This window comes from Agromyces sp. Marseille-Q5079, assembly GCF_051016555.1.
Lineage (GTDB): Bacteria > Actinomycetota > Actinomycetes > Actinomycetales > Microbacteriaceae > Agromyces.
Genome location: NZ_JBPEJF010000003.1, coordinates 337,325 through 352,763, shown reverse-complemented (window position 1 = coordinate 352,763; position 15,439 = coordinate 337,325). Strand labels below are relative to the sequence as shown.

18 protein-coding genes are annotated in these 15,439 nt (G+C 71.7%); 5 read left to right on the top strand and 13 right to left on the bottom strand.

The window, feature by feature from the left end; genetic code table 11:
* Window positions 1–12 precede the first annotated feature (12 nt).
* The 8 genes from ACR3IO_RS09115 to ACR3IO_RS09080 all read right to left on the bottom strand — a co-directional run bounded on the left by ACR3IO_RS09115 (window position 13) and on the right by ACR3IO_RS09080 (window position 7,936).
* The gene (locus ACR3IO_RS09115; RefSeq protein ID WP_434070876.1) at window positions 13–504 is read right to left on the bottom strand and encodes an N-acetyltransferase family protein; all 492 of its coding nucleotides are present in this window, start codon (window positions 502–504) and stop codon (window positions 13–15) included.
* Window positions 505–566: 62 nt separating this feature from the next.
* Entirely contained in the window at window positions 567–1,808 is a 1,242-nt protein-coding gene (locus ACR3IO_RS09110; protein WP_434070875.1) for an ABC transporter permease, read from the bottom strand.
* On the bottom strand, window positions 1,805–2,629 hold the full coding sequence (locus tag ACR3IO_RS09105; protein ID WP_434070874.1) for an ABC transporter ATP-binding protein: 825 nt from the start codon (window positions 2,627–2,629) through the stop codon (window positions 1,805–1,807). Before ACR3IO_RS09105 ends, ACR3IO_RS09110 begins: the two co-directional genes overlap by 4 nt.
* Window positions 2,626–3,660, bottom strand: coding sequence for a biotin/lipoyl-binding protein (locus ACR3IO_RS09100; protein WP_434070873.1), 1,035 nt, complete (start codon window positions 3,658–3,660; stop codon window positions 2,626–2,628). Before ACR3IO_RS09100 ends, ACR3IO_RS09105 begins: the two co-directional genes overlap by 4 nt.
* A 147-nt stretch (window positions 3,661–3,807) precedes the next feature.
* The gene (locus ACR3IO_RS09095; protein WP_434070872.1) at window positions 3,808–5,484 is read right to left on the bottom strand and encodes a ribonuclease J; all 1,677 of its coding nucleotides are present in this window, start codon (window positions 5,482–5,484) and stop codon (window positions 3,808–3,810) included.
* A 104-nt stretch (window positions 5,485–5,588) separates the two neighbouring features.
* Complete coding sequence (gene dapA, locus ACR3IO_RS09090) at window positions 5,589–6,563, bottom strand: 4-hydroxy-tetrahydrodipicolinate synthase (protein ID WP_434070871.1); 975 nt, start codon at window positions 6,561–6,563, stop codon at window positions 5,589–5,591.
* A 3-nt stretch (window positions 6,564–6,566) separates the two neighbouring features.
* Entirely contained in the window at window positions 6,567–7,130 is a 564-nt protein-coding gene (locus ACR3IO_RS09085) for a dihydrofolate reductase (protein ID WP_434070870.1), read from the bottom strand.
* Window positions 7,127–7,936, bottom strand: a complete 810-nt coding sequence (locus ACR3IO_RS09080) for a thymidylate synthase (RefSeq protein ID WP_434070869.1) — start codon at window positions 7,934–7,936, stop codon at window positions 7,127–7,129. The genes ACR3IO_RS09085 and ACR3IO_RS09080 overlap by 4 nt, the downstream gene beginning before the upstream one ends.
* Window positions 7,937–8,077: 141 nt before the next feature.
* On the opposite strand from ACR3IO_RS09080, the gene ACR3IO_RS09075 reads away from it, so the two are divergent.
* The 4 genes from ACR3IO_RS09075 to ACR3IO_RS09060 are packed head-to-tail and all read left to right on the top strand — an operon-like array spanning window position 8,078 to window position 10,427.
* Window positions 8,078–8,554 (top strand): thioredoxin family protein, encoded by a 477-nt coding sequence (locus tag ACR3IO_RS09075; protein ID WP_434070868.1) that lies wholly within the window; start codon window positions 8,078–8,080, stop codon window positions 8,552–8,554.
* Window positions 8,541–9,044: a DUF4395 domain-containing protein gene (locus ACR3IO_RS09070; RefSeq protein WP_434070867.1), complete on the top strand. Its 504-nt coding sequence runs from the start codon at window positions 8,541–8,543 to the stop codon at window positions 9,042–9,044. The genes ACR3IO_RS09075 and ACR3IO_RS09070 overlap by 14 nt, the downstream gene beginning before the upstream one ends.
* A gap of 53 nt (window positions 9,045–9,097) precedes the next feature.
* Window positions 9,098–9,523 carry an OsmC family peroxiredoxin gene (locus ACR3IO_RS09065; protein WP_434070866.1) on the top strand — a complete coding sequence of 142 codons (426 nt, stop codon included), beginning with the start codon at window positions 9,098–9,100 and terminating at the stop codon, window positions 9,521–9,523.
* Between the two features lies 1 nt (window position 9,524).
* The gene (locus ACR3IO_RS09060) at window positions 9,525–10,427 is read left to right on the top strand and encodes a TIGR01777 family oxidoreductase (RefSeq protein ID WP_434070865.1); all 903 of its coding nucleotides are present in this window, start codon (window positions 9,525–9,527) and stop codon (window positions 10,425–10,427) included.
* Here the strand turns inward: ACR3IO_RS09060 and ACR3IO_RS09055 are convergent.
* Both ACR3IO_RS09055 and ACR3IO_RS09050 read right to left on the bottom strand, forming a co-directional pair.
* The gene (locus ACR3IO_RS09055; protein ID WP_434070864.1) at window positions 10,402–10,839 is read right to left on the bottom strand and encodes a hypothetical protein; all 438 of its coding nucleotides are present in this window, start codon (window positions 10,837–10,839) and stop codon (window positions 10,402–10,404) included. The two genes, ACR3IO_RS09060 and ACR3IO_RS09055, sit on opposite strands and share 26 nt — an antisense overlap.
* Before the next feature lie 55 nt (window positions 10,840–10,894).
* Window positions 10,895–11,653 carry a 4-hydroxy-tetrahydrodipicolinate reductase gene (locus tag ACR3IO_RS09050; protein WP_434070863.1) on the bottom strand — a complete coding sequence of 253 codons (759 nt, stop codon included), beginning with the start codon at window positions 11,651–11,653 and terminating at the stop codon, window positions 10,895–10,897.
* 37 nt (window positions 11,654–11,690) lie between these two features.
* On the opposite strand from ACR3IO_RS09050, the gene ACR3IO_RS09045 reads away from it, so the two are divergent.
* A complete protein-coding gene (locus ACR3IO_RS09045; RefSeq protein WP_434070862.1) occupies window positions 11,691–12,179 on the top strand; it encodes a GNAT family N-acetyltransferase in 489 nt (162 codons plus the stop codon).
* A gap of 52 nt (window positions 12,180–12,231) precedes the next feature.
* Here the strand turns inward: ACR3IO_RS09045 and ACR3IO_RS09040 are convergent, their stop codons facing one another.
* The 3 genes from ACR3IO_RS09040 to ACR3IO_RS09030 are packed head-to-tail and all read right to left on the bottom strand — an operon-like array spanning window position 12,232 to window position 15,429.
* On the bottom strand, window positions 12,232–12,834 hold the full coding sequence (locus tag ACR3IO_RS09040) for a histidine phosphatase family protein (protein WP_434070861.1): 603 nt from the start codon (window positions 12,832–12,834) through the stop codon (window positions 12,232–12,234).
* 45 nt (window positions 12,835–12,879) lie between these two features.
* Window positions 12,880–14,262, bottom strand: a complete 1,383-nt coding sequence (locus tag ACR3IO_RS09035) for a M16 family metallopeptidase (protein ID WP_434070860.1) — start codon at window positions 14,260–14,262, stop codon at window positions 12,880–12,882.
* 60 nt (window positions 14,263–14,322) lie between these two features.
* Entirely contained in the window at window positions 14,323–15,429 is a 1,107-nt protein-coding gene (locus ACR3IO_RS09030; protein ID WP_434070859.1) for an aldo/keto reductase, read from the bottom strand.
* Window positions 15,430–15,439: the final 10 nt, after the last annotated feature.

The window sequence follows — 15,439 nt, the reverse complement described above, 5'->3', positions numbered from 1 at the left end:
CCGACGCCGGACTCACCCGAGCAGGCGCACCATGGTGTCGCGATTGCCGCGCGAGGAGACGACCGCGAACCCCTCGCTGCGGTACAGGCCCTCGGCGTAGTTGCCGTGCTCGACGCTCAGTGCGAGGCGAGAGAAACCCGCCGTACGCGCGGTATCCGCGAGCTGCTGCATGAGTGCACGCCCCACACCCTGGGCTCGCCACATGGGACGGACGCCGATGATGAGCTCGGGAACCCCCGCCGCGACGAACCCGTGCGCCGGCACGTCGGCGGCGAGCAGCCGGTACCAGGCGGCCCCGATGGGCCGCTCCTGCGCGTCGACCGCCACGAACCCGCGATCGGCCGGGCGCTGCCAGCCCGTGATGTAGTTGCGATACACCGGATCGCTCAGCACCGCGGGGCGCGGGCGCGTGGCATCCACCCGCCAGTTGGCCGCCTCGACCACCATGTCGGCGAGGAAGGACCCGTCGCCCACGACAGCCGGGCGAATCGTGTAGTCCGCCATGAGCGGAGGCTACGGCACGCCCGTTTCGGCGGTGTTTCGCCCGCCGCCGGACCGCACGGGTCTCAGAACCGGATCGCGTCGATCACCCGGACCCGCACCGCGGTGAGCGCGGGCAGCAGCCCCGCGAGCGCGCCCACCAGAACCGACGACGCGATGCCGATCAGGGCCGCATCGATCGGGAACGGCGGGAAGTCCTCGACCATGCCCTGTCCGACGAGTTGCTCGAACAACGGACTCTTCACGGCCACGATGGCGAGCGCGACGCCGATGCCGCCCGCGACGGCGGTGCCGACGACGCTCTCCATCATCACCGAGAAGAACACCCGGCCGCTGGTCGCGCCGAAGCTGCGGCGGATGCCGATCTCGCGGATGCGGTACTTCACGGTGACGAGCGAGATCGTCACGAGCCCGAGCGCCCCGAGGAGCAGGATCACCACGGCCACGCCCGCGACGACGAGCTTCAGCACGAGGAGCGGGTCGCCGCCCTCCCAGGCCAGGTAGTCCTGCCGGTACACGTCGGCCTGCATGCCGGGCGCGGCCGCCTGCAACTCGGATCGCACCCGCTCGACGAGGGCGTCGGCGACCTCCGTCGGCACCCAGGCCTCGTACTGGTAGCCGTTCGTCGTCCCGGCGCCGACGAGACCGAGCCGCTCGACGGCGTCGGCCAGCACGAACGAACGGGGGTACGTCTCGAAGTCGGACGTGCGCACGACCCCGATCACGACGGCCGTCACCGGGCCGTCTGCTCCCCGGAGCTCGACCGTCGGATGCGACGCGATCGACGGCGAACCGAGGTCCTGCCAGAAGGGCACGTTGACCACGAGCGCCGGAGCGAGGCGATCGACGTCGCCTTCGACGAACCAGGCGCCCTCCTGCATCGGGGTGCGGTGCATCGTGCCGTAGTCGGCATCGACGATCGTCGAGTCGACCGGGGTCGCCCCGTCGACGAACTGCGCCGTCAGCGCGCCGTAACCGACCCGCGTCTCGTACGCGATGTCATGGCGGGCCACCACGGTCCGCCACGCCTCGGTCATGCGGCTCGGGTCGGGCACCGCGCCGTCCATCGACGTGGAGTACACGCTCGCGGAGAGCATCGCCGGCCGGCCCGAGTTGCGCTCGTTGCTCTCGTTCAGCGCCTGCTGCGCGACCGCGGCGGCGCCGAGCACCGTCGTGAGCGCGAACACCGCGATCGCGACGCCGACGAGCGAGAGCAGCACGCGCGTGCGGTGGATGCGCAGCTCCTCGGCCGATTCCACGAACGTCGAGATCAAGCCGGTGACGGCGCGGCCCAGGAACGACATCATGCGCTCGCTCCCTCGGGCTGGGGTTCACGTGCCGATGCGGTTCCGGATGCCGCGGGCGCGACGCCCGGGGCATCCGCGTCGCCGTCGCCGCCGAACTCGCGACCGCCACCGCCACCGCCGATGGCGGCGGGACCGACCTCGTCGAGCGGGACCAGTCGGCCCGCCTCGAGCCGCAGATGCCGCACCGCGCGCCGCGCGATCGCGGGATCGTGCGTGATCGTCACGAGCGCCGCACCCGTCTCGCGCGCGACCTCCTCCATGAGCTCCATGACCGTCGCGCCGGTCTCGAGGTCGAGGGCGCCGGTGGGCTCGTCGGCCAGGATGAGCCTCGGCCGCCGGACGAGCGCCCTCGCGATCGCGACGCGCTGCTGCTCGCCACCCGACATGCGATCGGGCATCGACGTGAGCCGCGCGCCGAGGCCGACGCGCTCGAGCATCGCCGTGGCCAGCCGTTCGCGCCGCCAGAACGCCGCACCCCGGTCGTACAGGAGCGGCGTCATCACGTTCTCGATCGCGGTGCGGCCCGGCAGCAGGTTGAACTGCTGGAACACGAAGCCGATCGACGCGCCGCGGAGCCGGGCGAGCCGCCCGTCGGACAGGCGCCGGACGTCGGCGCCGTCGAAGCGGACCTCGCCGTTCGTCGGGCGGTCGAGCAGGCCGAGCAGGTTCAGCAGCGTCGACTTGCCCGACCCCGAACGCCCGACGACCGAGACCCGGTCGCCGTCGTCGATGACGAGGTCGACCGCCGAGAGGATCTGGAGCGGAGGCGCATCGGGGAGCTCGACCGTGCGCCCGACGCCCTCGAGCGTGATCAGCGTCACTCGGCGGCGCCCATGACCATGCCGGCGCACGCCGCCGGATCCATCTCGCAGTCGGGCTGCGCCGGTGCGCCCGGCACGAACTGCAGCACGGCGTCGCCCTCGGCGAGACCGTCGACGATCTGCACGTTCATGCCGTCGGTCAGGCCCAGCGTCACCGGGTGCTCCGCGCCCTCGCCGTCTTCGCCCACCAGCCACACGACACCCGTCTCGGCGCCGCCCTCGACCGCCGTCGTCGGCACCGAGAGCACGTCGTCGGCGCTTCCGGCGGCGATCGTCACCTCCGCCGTGAGTCCGGAGAAGACCTTCACCTCGGCCGGAACCGAGCATCGCACCGTCGCACCGGCACCCGCACCCGCGGTGTCGGCCGCCGGGTCCGCATCACCCGTGGCCGCGGCATCCGTCGCCGAGATCGTGAGCCCCGTGCATGCGAACGGCGCAGGGCCGCCCGCGATGACCACCTCGGCCTCGGCCGGCATCTGCGTGAGCCGGTACTGCTGCTCGGGGCTCAGCGGCGCCGTGACCTGGAACGACGGAGGCGCGACCCTTCCCGCGGCCTGGCCGACCGCCATCGGCTGCTCCGAGAGCACCTCGAAGCCCGTCAGCACGCCCGAGATCGGCGCGAGCACCTTCTCGAAATGGTGGCCCGGCTGGGCGAGCGAGACGATCGGCACCCCGTCGGGACCGACGGTCGTCGTCTCGACCGGCTCGTCGACCACCTTGATGTCGAAGAGCACGTCGCCCTCGCCGACCACCTGGCCGGGCGTGACGAACACCTCGTCGACCGTGCCGTTGGCCGTCGCCTTGATCGTGACGGCGGGATCGGGCGACACCGAACCCGCGAGCACGACGTCGTTGCGGATCGACGCACGCGCCACCTGGACCTGCGGCTCCGAGATCGTGCCCGTCGGCTGCAACGAGGCGTCGGCCTGCGGGGCATCCGGGAAGAATGCGAGCTTCACCAGTGCCACGGCGATCGCCGCCACCAGCACCACTCGGACGATCGGGAAGATCCATTTGCGCCAGACGCCCACGGCTGCGCCTCCATCGGTAGGGTTCGAACGGGTCGCCCAACGCTATCGGCGCGCATGCCGCGAGCGGAATCCGTCTCGGGGATGATTCAGGGGCGGCTCGGGGATGTCCCGAACCGCCCCTGTGAACCGATGGAGCCGGAGGCTCGCCTACGCCTCGATGACGAGCGGCACGAGCATCGGACGACGACGCAGGCGCCGGTTGACCCAGGTGCCGACCGTGCGGCGCACGATCTGCTGCAGCGCCTGCGAGTCGCGCACCCCGCTCTGGGCGGCATCGAGCAGCGCCGCCGAGATCTTCGGCTTGACCTCCTCGAACACGGCGTCGTCTTCGGCGAACCCGCGCGCGTGGATCTCGGGCCCCGAGATGATGCGACCGGTTGCGGCATCCACGACGATGATGACGGAGATGAAGCCCTCTTCGCCGAGGATGCGGCGGTCCTTGAGGTCGGCATCGGTGATCTCGCCGACGGTCGAGCCGTCGACGTAGACGAACCCGAGGTCGAGCTGGCCCGCGACCTTCATCTCGCCGTCGAGCAGGTCGTAGACCGTGCCGTTCTCGCCGATGAACGTGTTGCGCTCGGGGATGCCCGTGTCGCGCGCGAGCTTCGCGTTCGCGAACAGGTGACGGTACTCGCCGTGGATCGGCAGCACGTTCTTCGGCTTCAGGATGTTGTAGCAGTAGAGCAGCTCGCCCGCGGCCGCGTGTCCGGAGACGTGCACCTTCGCGTTGCCCTTGTGCACGACGTTCGCGCCGAGCTTCGTGAGGCCGTCGATGACCCGGTAGACGGCGTTCTCGTTGCCCGGGATCAGGCTCGAGGCGAGGATCACGGTGTCGCCCTCGCCGACCTCGATCTGGTGGTCGCGGTTGGCCATGCGGCTGAGCACCGCCATCGGCTCGCCCTGCGAACCCGTCGACATGTAGACGATCTTGTCGTCGGGGATGTCGCCGGCCTTCTTGTAGTCGACGAGCACGCCCGCCGGCACGTTGAGGTACCCGAGGTCTGCGGCGATGGTCATGTTGCGGACCATGCTGCGACCGAGGAGCGCCACGCGACGACCGTTCTGGTGGGCCGCGTCGAGGACCTGCTGCACGCGGTGCACGTGGCTCGAGAAGCTCGCCACGATGACCCGGCGCGGGGCGCGGGCGATGACCTCGTCGAGCACGGGGCCGATCGCGCGCTCGAGCGGCGTGAAGCCCGGGACATCCGCGTTGGTGGAATCGACCATGAACAGGTCGACGCCCTCCTCGCCGAGGCGGGCGAACTCGCGCAGGTCGGTGAGCCGGCCGTCGAGCGGCAGCTGGTCCATCTTGAAGTCGCCCGTGGCGAGCACGGTGCCGGCGTCGGTGTGGATCGCGACGGCGAGCGCGTCGGGGATCGAGTGGTTGACCGCGATGAACTCGAGGTCGAACGGGCCGATCTCCTCGTCTTGACCCTCCTTCACCGTGAGGCTGTACGGCTTGATGCGGTGCTCCTTGAGCTTCGCCTCGACGAGCGCGAGCGTCAGCTGCGACCCGATCAGGGGGATGTCGGCGCGCAGGCGCAGCAGGTAGGGCACGCCGCCGATGTGGTCTTCATGGCCGTGCGTGAGCACTACGCCCACGATGTCGTCGATGCGGTCGCGCAGGAACCCGAAGTCGGGCAGGATCAGGTCGACGCCCGGCTGGTGCTCCTCGGGGAAGAGCACGCCGCAGTCGACGATGAGGATCTTGCCGTCGATCTCGTAGCTCGTCATGTTGCGGCCGACCTCGCCGAGGCCGCCGATGGGGATGATGCGAAGCGTCCCGGGGGTCAGCGGGGCAGGATCGATGATGGAATCGGGCATGGGCCCTCCTTCAGGTTTCGGTGTTCAGTTCGGTGCGACCCTCGGGGCCGCGGATGTCTCGGGGCGGATGCGGCGCGACGATGGTCGTCGCGGCATCCGCGGGTTCAGCGTGTGGTGCCGGCGACCTTCGGCAGCGCACCGCCGGCGGCGGCGTTGCGGTCGGGTCGGAAGTTGCGGAAGTCGACGCCCGGGATTCCGCGGACGTGATCGATCTCGTCTTCGATGAGCGCGGCCTCCCACTCCTCGGGACCCACGAGCGGCAGGCGCACGCGCGGGCTCGAGATGCGGCCGAGGCCGTGCAGGATGTACTTCGCGGCCACCGTGCCGGGCACGTGGGTCATGACGGCGCGCACGAGCGGCTCGAGCTGCCGGTGCGCCTCGGTCGCGGCCTTCAGGTCGCCGCGGTTCACGGCGTCGACGATGGTGCGGTACGGCGCCGGCGCGATGTTCGCCGTGACGCCGATGAGCCCGGTCGCCCCGATGGCCAGGTGCGGCAGCGCGTTCGCGTCGTCGCCCGAGAAGTACATGAGGTCGGTCTGGTTCAGCACCCGGCTCACCTCGGAGAAGTCGCCCTTGGCGTCTTTCACGGCGAGGATGTTCGGGTGCTTGGCCAGGCGCACGATCGTCTCGTACTTGATCGGGACGCCCGTGCGGCCCGGGATGTCGTAGAGGATGACCGGCAGGTCGGTGGCATCGGCGACCATGCGGAAGTGGGTGAGGATGCCCGCCTGGGTCGGCTTGTTGTAGTACGGGGTGACGATCATGATGCCGTCGGCGCCGGCCTGCTCGGAGTGCTTGTAGAGCTCGATCGCGTGCGCGGTCTCGTTCGACCCGCCGCCCGTGATGATCTTGGCGCGCCCCGCGGCCACGTCTTTGCCGACCTCGACGAGGCGGATCTTCTCGGGGTCGGTGAGCGTGGAGGTCTCGCCCGTGGTGCCCGTGACGACGATGCCGTCGGCTCCCGCCGAGATGACGTCGTCGATGTGCTTCTCGACCCCGGGCCAGTCGACTTCGCCGTCAGCCGTGAACGGGGTGACGAGCGCGACGAGTACCTGTCCGAAGGGGTTTTCCTGAGTCACGCCTTACAGGCTATCGGGTCGAGCGGATGCCGCGAACCTGACGAATCGGTAGCGGATGCCGCTCGTCGACGTGCGCTCGCCTTCGCGCGACGCCTCGAGGCCGGCGGGGATCGCCGGCGCCAGCACGTCGCCGTCGGCCGGCGCGAACCCCCCGTCGGCGTGCCGGAGCTCGGTGACCTCGAGACGATCGGCGATGCCGATGACCGCCGCGAACAGCTCGGCGCCGCCGATGACCCACACCCGATCGACGCCGTGCGCCAGGTCGAGCGCCGATTCGACGGACGACGCGACCTCGGCGCCGTCGGCCCGCCAGGCGCGCTGCCGCGTCACGACGATGTTGCGCCGGCCGGGCAGCGGGCGGAACCTCGGGTTCAGCGAGTCCCACGTCTTGCGGCCCATGATCACGGGAGCGCCGAGCGTGACCTCCTTGAAGTGCGCGAGGTCCTCGGGCACGTGCCAGGGCATGCCGCCGTCGCGCCCGATGACGCCGCCCTCGGCCTCGGCCCAGATGAGCCCGATGCGAGGCCGCCCGGAGGCCGGAGCGGGGTTCGCGGGCTTCGAGCTCATACGGCGACGGCCGCGCGGATCGCGGGGTGGTGCTGGTAGCCCTCGATCACGAAGTCGTCGTACTCGTAGTCGAAGACCGAGTCGGGCGTGCGGGCGAACCGCAGTGTCGGCGGCGCGTACGGCGCCCGCTCGAGCTGCGTGCGCACCTGCTCGACGTGGTTGTCGTAGATGTGGCAGTCGCCGCCGGTCCAGACGAAGTCGCCGACCTCGAGCCCGGTCTGCGCCGCGATCATGTGGGTCAGCAGGGCGTACGACGCGATGTTGAACGGCACGCCGAGGAAGAGGTCGGCGCTGCGCTGGTAGAGCTGGCACGACAGCTTGCCGTCGGCGACGTAGAACTGGAAGAGCGCATGGCACGGCGCGAGCGCCATGTCGGGGATGTCGGCGGGATTCCACGCCGAGACGATGAGCCGGCGCGAATCGGGGTTGCGGCGGATCTGGTCGACGACGTCGGAGATCTGGTCGATCGTCTCGCCGTTCGGCGTCGGCCACGAGCGCCATTGCACGCCGTAGACGGGCCCGAGCTCGCCCGCCGCATCGGCCCATTCGTCCCAGATGGTGACGCCGTGCTCGCGCAGCCAGCCGACGTTCGAGGAGCCCTGCAGGAACCAGAGCAGCTCGTAGGCGATGGACTTGAAGTGGACGCGCTTCGTGGTGACGAGCGGGAACCCCTCGGCGAGGTCGAACCGCAACTGGCGGCCGAACACGCTCGTGGTGCCCGTGCCGGTGCGGTCGGTCTTGCGCGTGCCGTGCTCGAGCACGTCGCGCAGCAGGTCTTCGTACGGGGTCGCAATCGTCTCGGACATCGCTTCGATGCTAACCCCGCCCACCGGCATCGGGGCCGACATCCGGCGGATGCCGCGTGACGCGCCGCACGCACGGCGGATCGGCGCGTCATCCGTCGTCACACTGGACACGCCGTTCCGGGGCGCTCGTACCCTTGGCGCATGGACTGGCAGGCGGCGATCATCGTCGGCCTCGGCCTGCCCGCGCTCGCGACGGCCGTCGGCCTGGTCTGGCGGGCCCGCACCGGCCGGGTGCGCTCCACGACGACGGCGAGGGCGACGACGACGGATGCCGCGACCACGCGCAGCGCGTCCGCCGCCGCACTCGGGCTCGACGACGCCGACCTCGGCGCCGCCGCCACGCTCGTGCAGTTCTCGACCGAGTACTGCAGCCGTTGCCCGTCGACGGCGCGACAGCTCACCGCGGTCGCCGACGGCTACGAGGGCGTTCGGCACGTCGAGATCGACCTCACGCACCGCGCCGACCTCGCCGACCGGTTCCACGTCCGGCAGACGCCGACGACGCTGATCCTCCGCGCCGACGGCACCACGACCGCACGCATCGGCGGAGTCCCCCGCCCGGAGGCCGTCCGCACCCACCTCGAGACCATCACCCGGAGTCCCCATGTCGCATCCTGAACCCGCCGCATCCGCCGCTTCCGACGCCGGCGCCACGACCGGCGCGCCCGCCGGCATCGATCCCCGCGCCCCGCGCTTCTCGGCGGCGATCACCGCGGTCCTGCTGCTCGCGGTCGTCGTGCTCTCGGTCGCCGGCGCCGCGCTCGCGGCCTGGGTGCTGCTCGCGGCGATCTCCGCGATCTTCCTGTGGGGTGCGGTCGCGGGCGTGCGGCGGCATCCGTTCGGGGTGCTCTTCCGTGTACTCGTGCGCCCGCGCCTCGCGCCACCGACCGAGCTCGAGGACCCGCGCCCGCCGACGTTCGCCCAGCTCGTCGGCTTCATCGTCACGATCGTCGGCGTCGTGCTCGCCCTCTTCGGCAGCGTCTACGCCGTTCCGATCGCGGCGGCGATCGCCTTCATCGCGGCGTTCCTGAACGCCGTGTTCGACTACTGCCTCGGATGCCAGATCTATCTGCTGCTCGTACGGGCGCGCATCGTGCAGCGGGCCTGACACGGCACCGACGTCGCGGCTAGGCTGGGATCCCGGCTCGACGAGGAGGACCCATGGCCGTCACGAGTGAATCGACCACCGTCTGGACCGGCACCCTCACGGGCGGTTCCGGCACGACCAAGCTGGACTCGTCGAAGGTGGCCGAGTTCCCCGTGAACTGGAGGGCGCGCTCCGAGGGCGAGTCCGGCACGACCAACCCCGAGGAGCTCCTCGGGGCAGCCCACTCGGCGTGCTTCTCGATGGCGCTGGCGCATGCGCTCACGGGCGCGGGGCACGCACCCGAGTCCATCCAGACCACCGCGGCGATCACGTTCGAGGCCGGCCGCGGCGTGCTCGGCAGCCACCTCCTCGTGAGTGCGCGCGTCCCGGGCCTGACCGAGGAGCAGTTCGAGGCCTTCGCCGACGACGCGAAGAAGAACTGCCCGATCTCGCAGGCCCTCACCGGCATCCCGATCACGATCGAAGCCGAACTCGCCTGACGTGCGGGTGCTCATCGCCGGCGCGTCCGGCTTCATCGGCACCGCACTCGTCGGCCGCCTGACCGACGAGGGGCACGACGTCCTCCGGCTCGTGCGCCGGCGCGCGGAATCGGCGGACGAGGTCACCTGGTCGCCCGCAGCGGGGATCATCGACTTCACGGTCATGGACCGCGTCGATGCGGTCGTGAACCTCTCGGGCGCCTCGCTCTCGCACCTTCCCTGGACCAAGGGGTACCGGGCGGAGATCCTCGCGTCGAGGGTGACCGCGACGCGCACCCTCGCTGACGCCATGCGCAAGGCGCGCACTCCCCCGGCCGTCTTCCTCAGCGGTTCCGCCGTGGGCTACTACGGCGACCGGCCCGGCGAACTGCTCGCCGAGACCTCGCCCGCCGGCACGGGAACCCTCGCCGACGTGGTGCAGAAATGGGAGAGCGCCGCGAAGCTCGCTCCGCATGCGACGCGCACCGTGACGTTCCGCACCGGACTCGTCATCGGCGACGGCGGCGCGATGCGCACCGTGGGCATGCTGACGCGGTTCGGCGTCTCCGCGCGCCTCGGCACCGGCGGCCAGCACTGGCCGTGGATCGCGCTCGACGACGAGGTCGGCGCGATCGTCCACCTGCTCGACTCCGACCTCTCGGGCCCGGTGAACCTGGTCGGGCCGACGCCGGCGACCGCCGATCGCGTGCTGGGCGCCCTGGCCGAGCGCATGCGACGTCCGTACGCCCTCGCGGTGCCCGAACGCGTGCTCGGCCTCGTACTCGGGCAGGCCGCCGACGAGCTGCTGCTCGCGAGCCAGAAGGTGTCCTCGCAGCACCTCGTCGACGACGGGTTCGCCTTCGAGCACGAGAGCGTCGAGTCCGCGCTCGACGCGATGCTCAGCCGGCCCGTTCCAGTTCGATAGCGCGGCGCACGGCCGAGCGGGCGCGACGACGGTCTCCGGCGGCGTCGTAGGCCATGCCGAGGCGCAACCAGGCGCGCCACGACTCGGGCTCGGCCTCGGCCTCGGCGCGGAACCGCGCGAACTCGGCGTCGGCGGAGGCGCGATCGGCGCGACCGCTCTCGCGGGTCTCGATGCCGAGATCGGTGCCGCCCTCGGCCTCGAGGCGCTTGACGAGGGCCTGGGAGCGGACGCCGAAGGCGAGCTCGCGCCAGATCGCCCACGCGGCGATGATCGGCATGACGAGGAGGGCGATGCCGATGGCGATGGCGATCGGCTCCCCGGTGCCGACGAACTGCACCGCGCGCCAGCCGACGAGCGCGACGTAGATCACGAGGAGGACCGCCATGGCGAGCGCCCCGACCTTCGCGGTCATCGAGCGGCTCCGCGGAGGATGGGCGGCACCGCGAGGCGCCGCCCGGCGCGGGCGATCACTCGCCGCCGCCGGCGGCGGGCAGGTCGAGGCCGATGAGCGTGCCGAGGCCGACCGTGACCCCGACGGCCGACGGCGCCTGGCGGAGCGCGAGCAGGATGCCGGCCTCGTAGGAGCTCGGCGAGAACGTGGAGTGGGCGATCGTGAGCGTCTCGCCGTCGCCGCCGAGGATCACGCGCTGCTCGGCGAGGAGGCCGGACATGCGCAGGCTGTGCACCGGGATGCCGGAGACGAGCTGTCCGCGGGCGCGCTGGTCGGCGTGCGGCGCCGCGACGGGGCCCTTGCCCGCGCGCGCCTCGCCGATGAGCTCGGCCGTACGCACCGCGGTGCCCGACGGGGAATCGACCTTGCCCGCGTGATGGGCCTCGACGATCTCGATGGAATCGAACCAGGGCGCCGCCATCGCGGCGAAGGCCGTGCCCAGCACGCTGCCGATCGAGAAGTTGGGGATGAACAGCACGGCGCCGGCCTCGTCGTGGTCGCGCACGAACCGCTCGATGTCGCCGATGCGGTCGGCCGACCAGCCAGAGGTGCCGACGACGATGGGGATGCCGGCTCCGGTGGCGAATTCGACGATGCCGGGGCTCGCCGCGGGGTGCGAGACGTCGAGGACCGCATCGGCTCCGAGCATCTCGTCGAGCTCGGACGTCGAGGAGAGCGCGGCGTGCAGCTCGAGATCGTCGGCGGCCTCGATGAGGGTGGTCGCCAGTCTGCCCATCTTGCCTGTGGCCCCGGCCACGGCGACCCGTATCGTCACGCAATCACCCTAGCAAGCCGCCATTAGGCTGGGCGCCATGCGGTTCAGGACGGCTCTGGTCAGCGGCGCGGAGGCGCACGGGATGCTCACGGCGTACTTCGCCGAACGCGCGGCGGGGTTCCCGCCCGAGCAGGGCGAGTACCGGCCGACCTTCCCGACGGATGCCGCGTTCACGCCGCCCGCGGGGGTGTTCCTCATCGTCGACGACGAGGTCGGCGCCGAGTCCACGGCGATCGGCTGCGGCGGCATCCGTCGCATCGATCCCGATCCGCAGTCGGGGCTCGTGCGCTACGAGGTCAAGCACCTCTGGCTGACGGATGCCGCGCGCGGGCGCGGTGCCGGACGCGCACTGCTCGTCGAGCTCGAACGCCGCGCCCGAGGCTTCGGCGCCGAGGAGCTCGTGCTCGACACGAACGCGAGCCTCGCGGCCGCGGGCGGCCTGTACCGCTCGAGCGGCTTCGTCGAGATCGAGCCCTACAACGACAACCCCAACGCGACGACCTGGTACGCCAAGCGCCTGCACTGACCCGGGTCGGGCGCGGCACCTCGGGCGCGGCGCCGGCCGCGGCATCCGGGATTCAGACCGCGAAGGGCTCGGGAAGACCGGTGCGCAGCTCGAAGGGCAGGTGCGCGAGGTCGTTGTGCACGACGAGGTTCCACGGCCGGCCGGACTTCTGCGTGAGCACGGTGAGGCCGCAGTTGGCCTGGTTGATCGAGAGCCAGCGCCAGTCGGGCGCGCCGAGCACCTCGCGCACGAACCAGCCGATCACGAAGTTGTGGGTGATGAGCAGGTCGTGGCGGTCGTCGCGGTGCGAGCGGAGGAACTCCGCCGCGGCATCCTCCATCTGGGCGGTGCCGGCCTCGATCTCGGCCTCGGTGACGGACCCGAAGAACGCGTCGTAAGCCTTCGGGGTCGCGGGCGCCGGACCCGACGGCACGCAGTCGAAGAGCAGTGCCGAGGGTTCGGGTGAGAGCGAGGGCATCTTCGCGGCGATGATCTCGGCCGTCTCGGTGGCCCGCTGCAACGGCGAGTGCCAGGCGTTGTCGAACGGGATGCCGCCGAGTCGCTCGGCGAGGAGCTCGGCCTGGCGGCGGCCGCGCGGCGACAGCGGGCCGTCCTGGAGGCCGTGTTCGGCGTCGAGCTGTTCGCCGTGTCGGACGAGGTAGAGGTGGTGTGGCACGGGTGCGGCTTCCTCGGAAGGGGCGGTCGGGAGGCGAACGGGCCGTCAGGCCGCGTCGGAGCGTGGTGGGCCGTTCAGGAGCCCGTCGAAGTCGGACTCCTCGCTCGCGCCGACGGCGACGAGCGAGAACGGGCGGGCGGCGAGGTCCGCCGCGAGGGAGCGGACGTCGTCGACGGTGACCAGGGCGATGCGGCGCAGGGCCTCGTCGAGGTCGACGAACTCGCCGAGCGTGAGCTCGGCTCGGCCGAGGCGCGACATCCGCGTGTCGGAGTCCTCGAGTGCGAGGGCCGAGGCCCCGGCCAGCTGGCCCGTCGCGCGCCGGAGCTCCTCGTCGGTGACCCCGTCGGATGCGACGCGCTCGAGCTCGGAGCGCATGAGCTCCGCGACCGTCGACGCCTTCGCGGGCGCGCAGCCGGCGTACATGCCGAACAGGCCGGCGTCGGAGTACGACGGCGAGAACGAGTACACGGCGTACGCGAGGCCGCGGCGTTCGCGCACCTCCTGGAAGAGGCGGGACGACATGCCGGAGCCGAACACCGTGTTCAGGACGCTCATGGTCGAGCGGCGTTCATCGGTCGCGACGAGTCCCGGAACCCCGAGCAGCAGGTTCACCTGCTCGATCGGGCGCTGCACGACGGTGAGCTCGCGCGAGGGCGCCAGGACGACGGGGGCGTTCGCGCGGCGTTCGACCGGGGCGGCCTCGACGGCGAGGTCCCACCCGCCGATCGTGAGCGCGCGCTCGAGGCCCGCGACGAGCTCGTCGTGGTCGACGGCGCCCGCGGCGGTGACGACGAGGTCGTTCGGCCGGTAGTTCGCGCCGTAGTGGGCGTGCACCGCCGCGCGGGTCGCCTGGTTGATGGTGTCGGCGTTGCCGCCGATGGGACGCCCGAGGGGGTGCTCGCCGAGGACCGCCTCGAAGAACCGCTCGTTCGCGACGTCGCCGGGGTCGTCGCCCGCCATCGAGAGCTCCTCGAGGATGACGCCCCGCTCGTTGTCGAACTCGACGGGGTCGAGGAGCGACGACGTGAACATGTCGGAGAGGACCTCGACGGCCATGGGCAGGTCGCGGTCCTGCACCTTGGCGTAGTAGCAGGTGTACTCCTTGGCCGTCAGCGCGTTGTGCTCGCCGCCGACCGCGTCGAAGGAGATCGCGATGTCGAGTGCCGTGCGAGTGGGCGTGCCCTTGAAGAGCAGGTGCTCGAGGAAATGGGTCGAGCCGAAGGTCGCCGGACGCCCGGCACTGGCCGCCTCCTCGTCGCGTGAGCCGACGGCGACCCAGAAGCCGACGGTCGCGCTGCGACTGCCGGGCACCTGCTCGGTGAGCACACGCACCCCCGAGGGCAGGATGCTGCGACGCACGCGAGACTCGCCGGCGGCGGTGAAGGAGAGTTCGGCAGTGCCGAGCGGAAGTTCGACGGCACCGTTCATCGTGACCACCCTATGCCACCGACTCTCCGATCGGGGGTCCGCCTCGCAGCGCGGCGCGCGTCAGTGCGAGGCGCGGTCGAGCTCGACGAGCTCGGAACGATGCAGGTCGAGGGATGCCGCCGCGATGAGCGCGTCGAGCTGGTCGGGCGAGGAGGCGCTCGCGACCGGCGCGAGCACCGACGGCTTCGCGAGCAGCCACGCCAGCGCGACCGTCGCCGGTGCGACCTCGTGCGCGCTGGCGATCTCGTCGAGCGCGGCGAGCACCCGGGCGCCGCGGCGGCCGAGGTGCGCGCCCGCCCGCTCGCCCCTGGCGTCGTGGCGCACGTCGGCACGACGGCGGATGCCGCCGCCGAGGAAGCCGTTGGCGAGCGGGAAGTACGGCAGCACCGCGAGCCCCTGCGCGTGCGCGACGAGCTCCGTCGCGCCCTCGAAGGCCGTGCGCTCCATCAGGTTGTACCGGACGGTGAGGGCCTGGAACCGCGGGAGCCCGTTCGCGGCGAGCACGCGGGCCTCGATGAGGCGCTCGGGGCCGAAGTCGCTCGCGCCGATCGCGCGCACCTTGCCGGCGTCGACGAGCGCGCCGACCGCACCCAGCGATTCCTCGAGCGGGACCTCGGGGTCTTCGCCGTGGAAGAAGAGCACGTCGATGCGGTCGGTGGCCAGGCGCTGGAGGCTGTCGTCGACCGCGGCGCGGATCGCCTCGGGCGAGAGGCCCGGGTGCTCGGGGGAACGGCCGACCTTCGTCATGACGTGCATGCGATCGCGCGTCTTCCGCGAGGCCATCCAGGCACCGATGATCGACTCGCTGCGGCCCGACGCGTAGCTGTCGGCCGTGTCGACGAGGTCGCCGCCCGTGCCGGCGAAGCGGTCGAGCACCGAGAAGGCGTCCTCGTTGCCGAGCGTCCAGCCGAACGTGCTCGTGCCGAGCGCGAGCGGGTGCACGACCATGTCGGTGTCGCCGAGCCTGGAGCGGAACGGCACGAGGATGGGGCCGGAGAACGTGTTCGACGGGATGGCCTCGGCGCGATGCGCGGGCGTGCGGTGCTCGACGTGCATCGTGCCCGTCGCATCCGTGCTCGGGAATGCGTCGCCCTCGGGCTCGCGTTCTGCGAGCACCACCCCCGTCTCGCGCGTGCCGCGAGCTCCTGCCATGTGCCGTCGTGCCACGTCGGTCCTC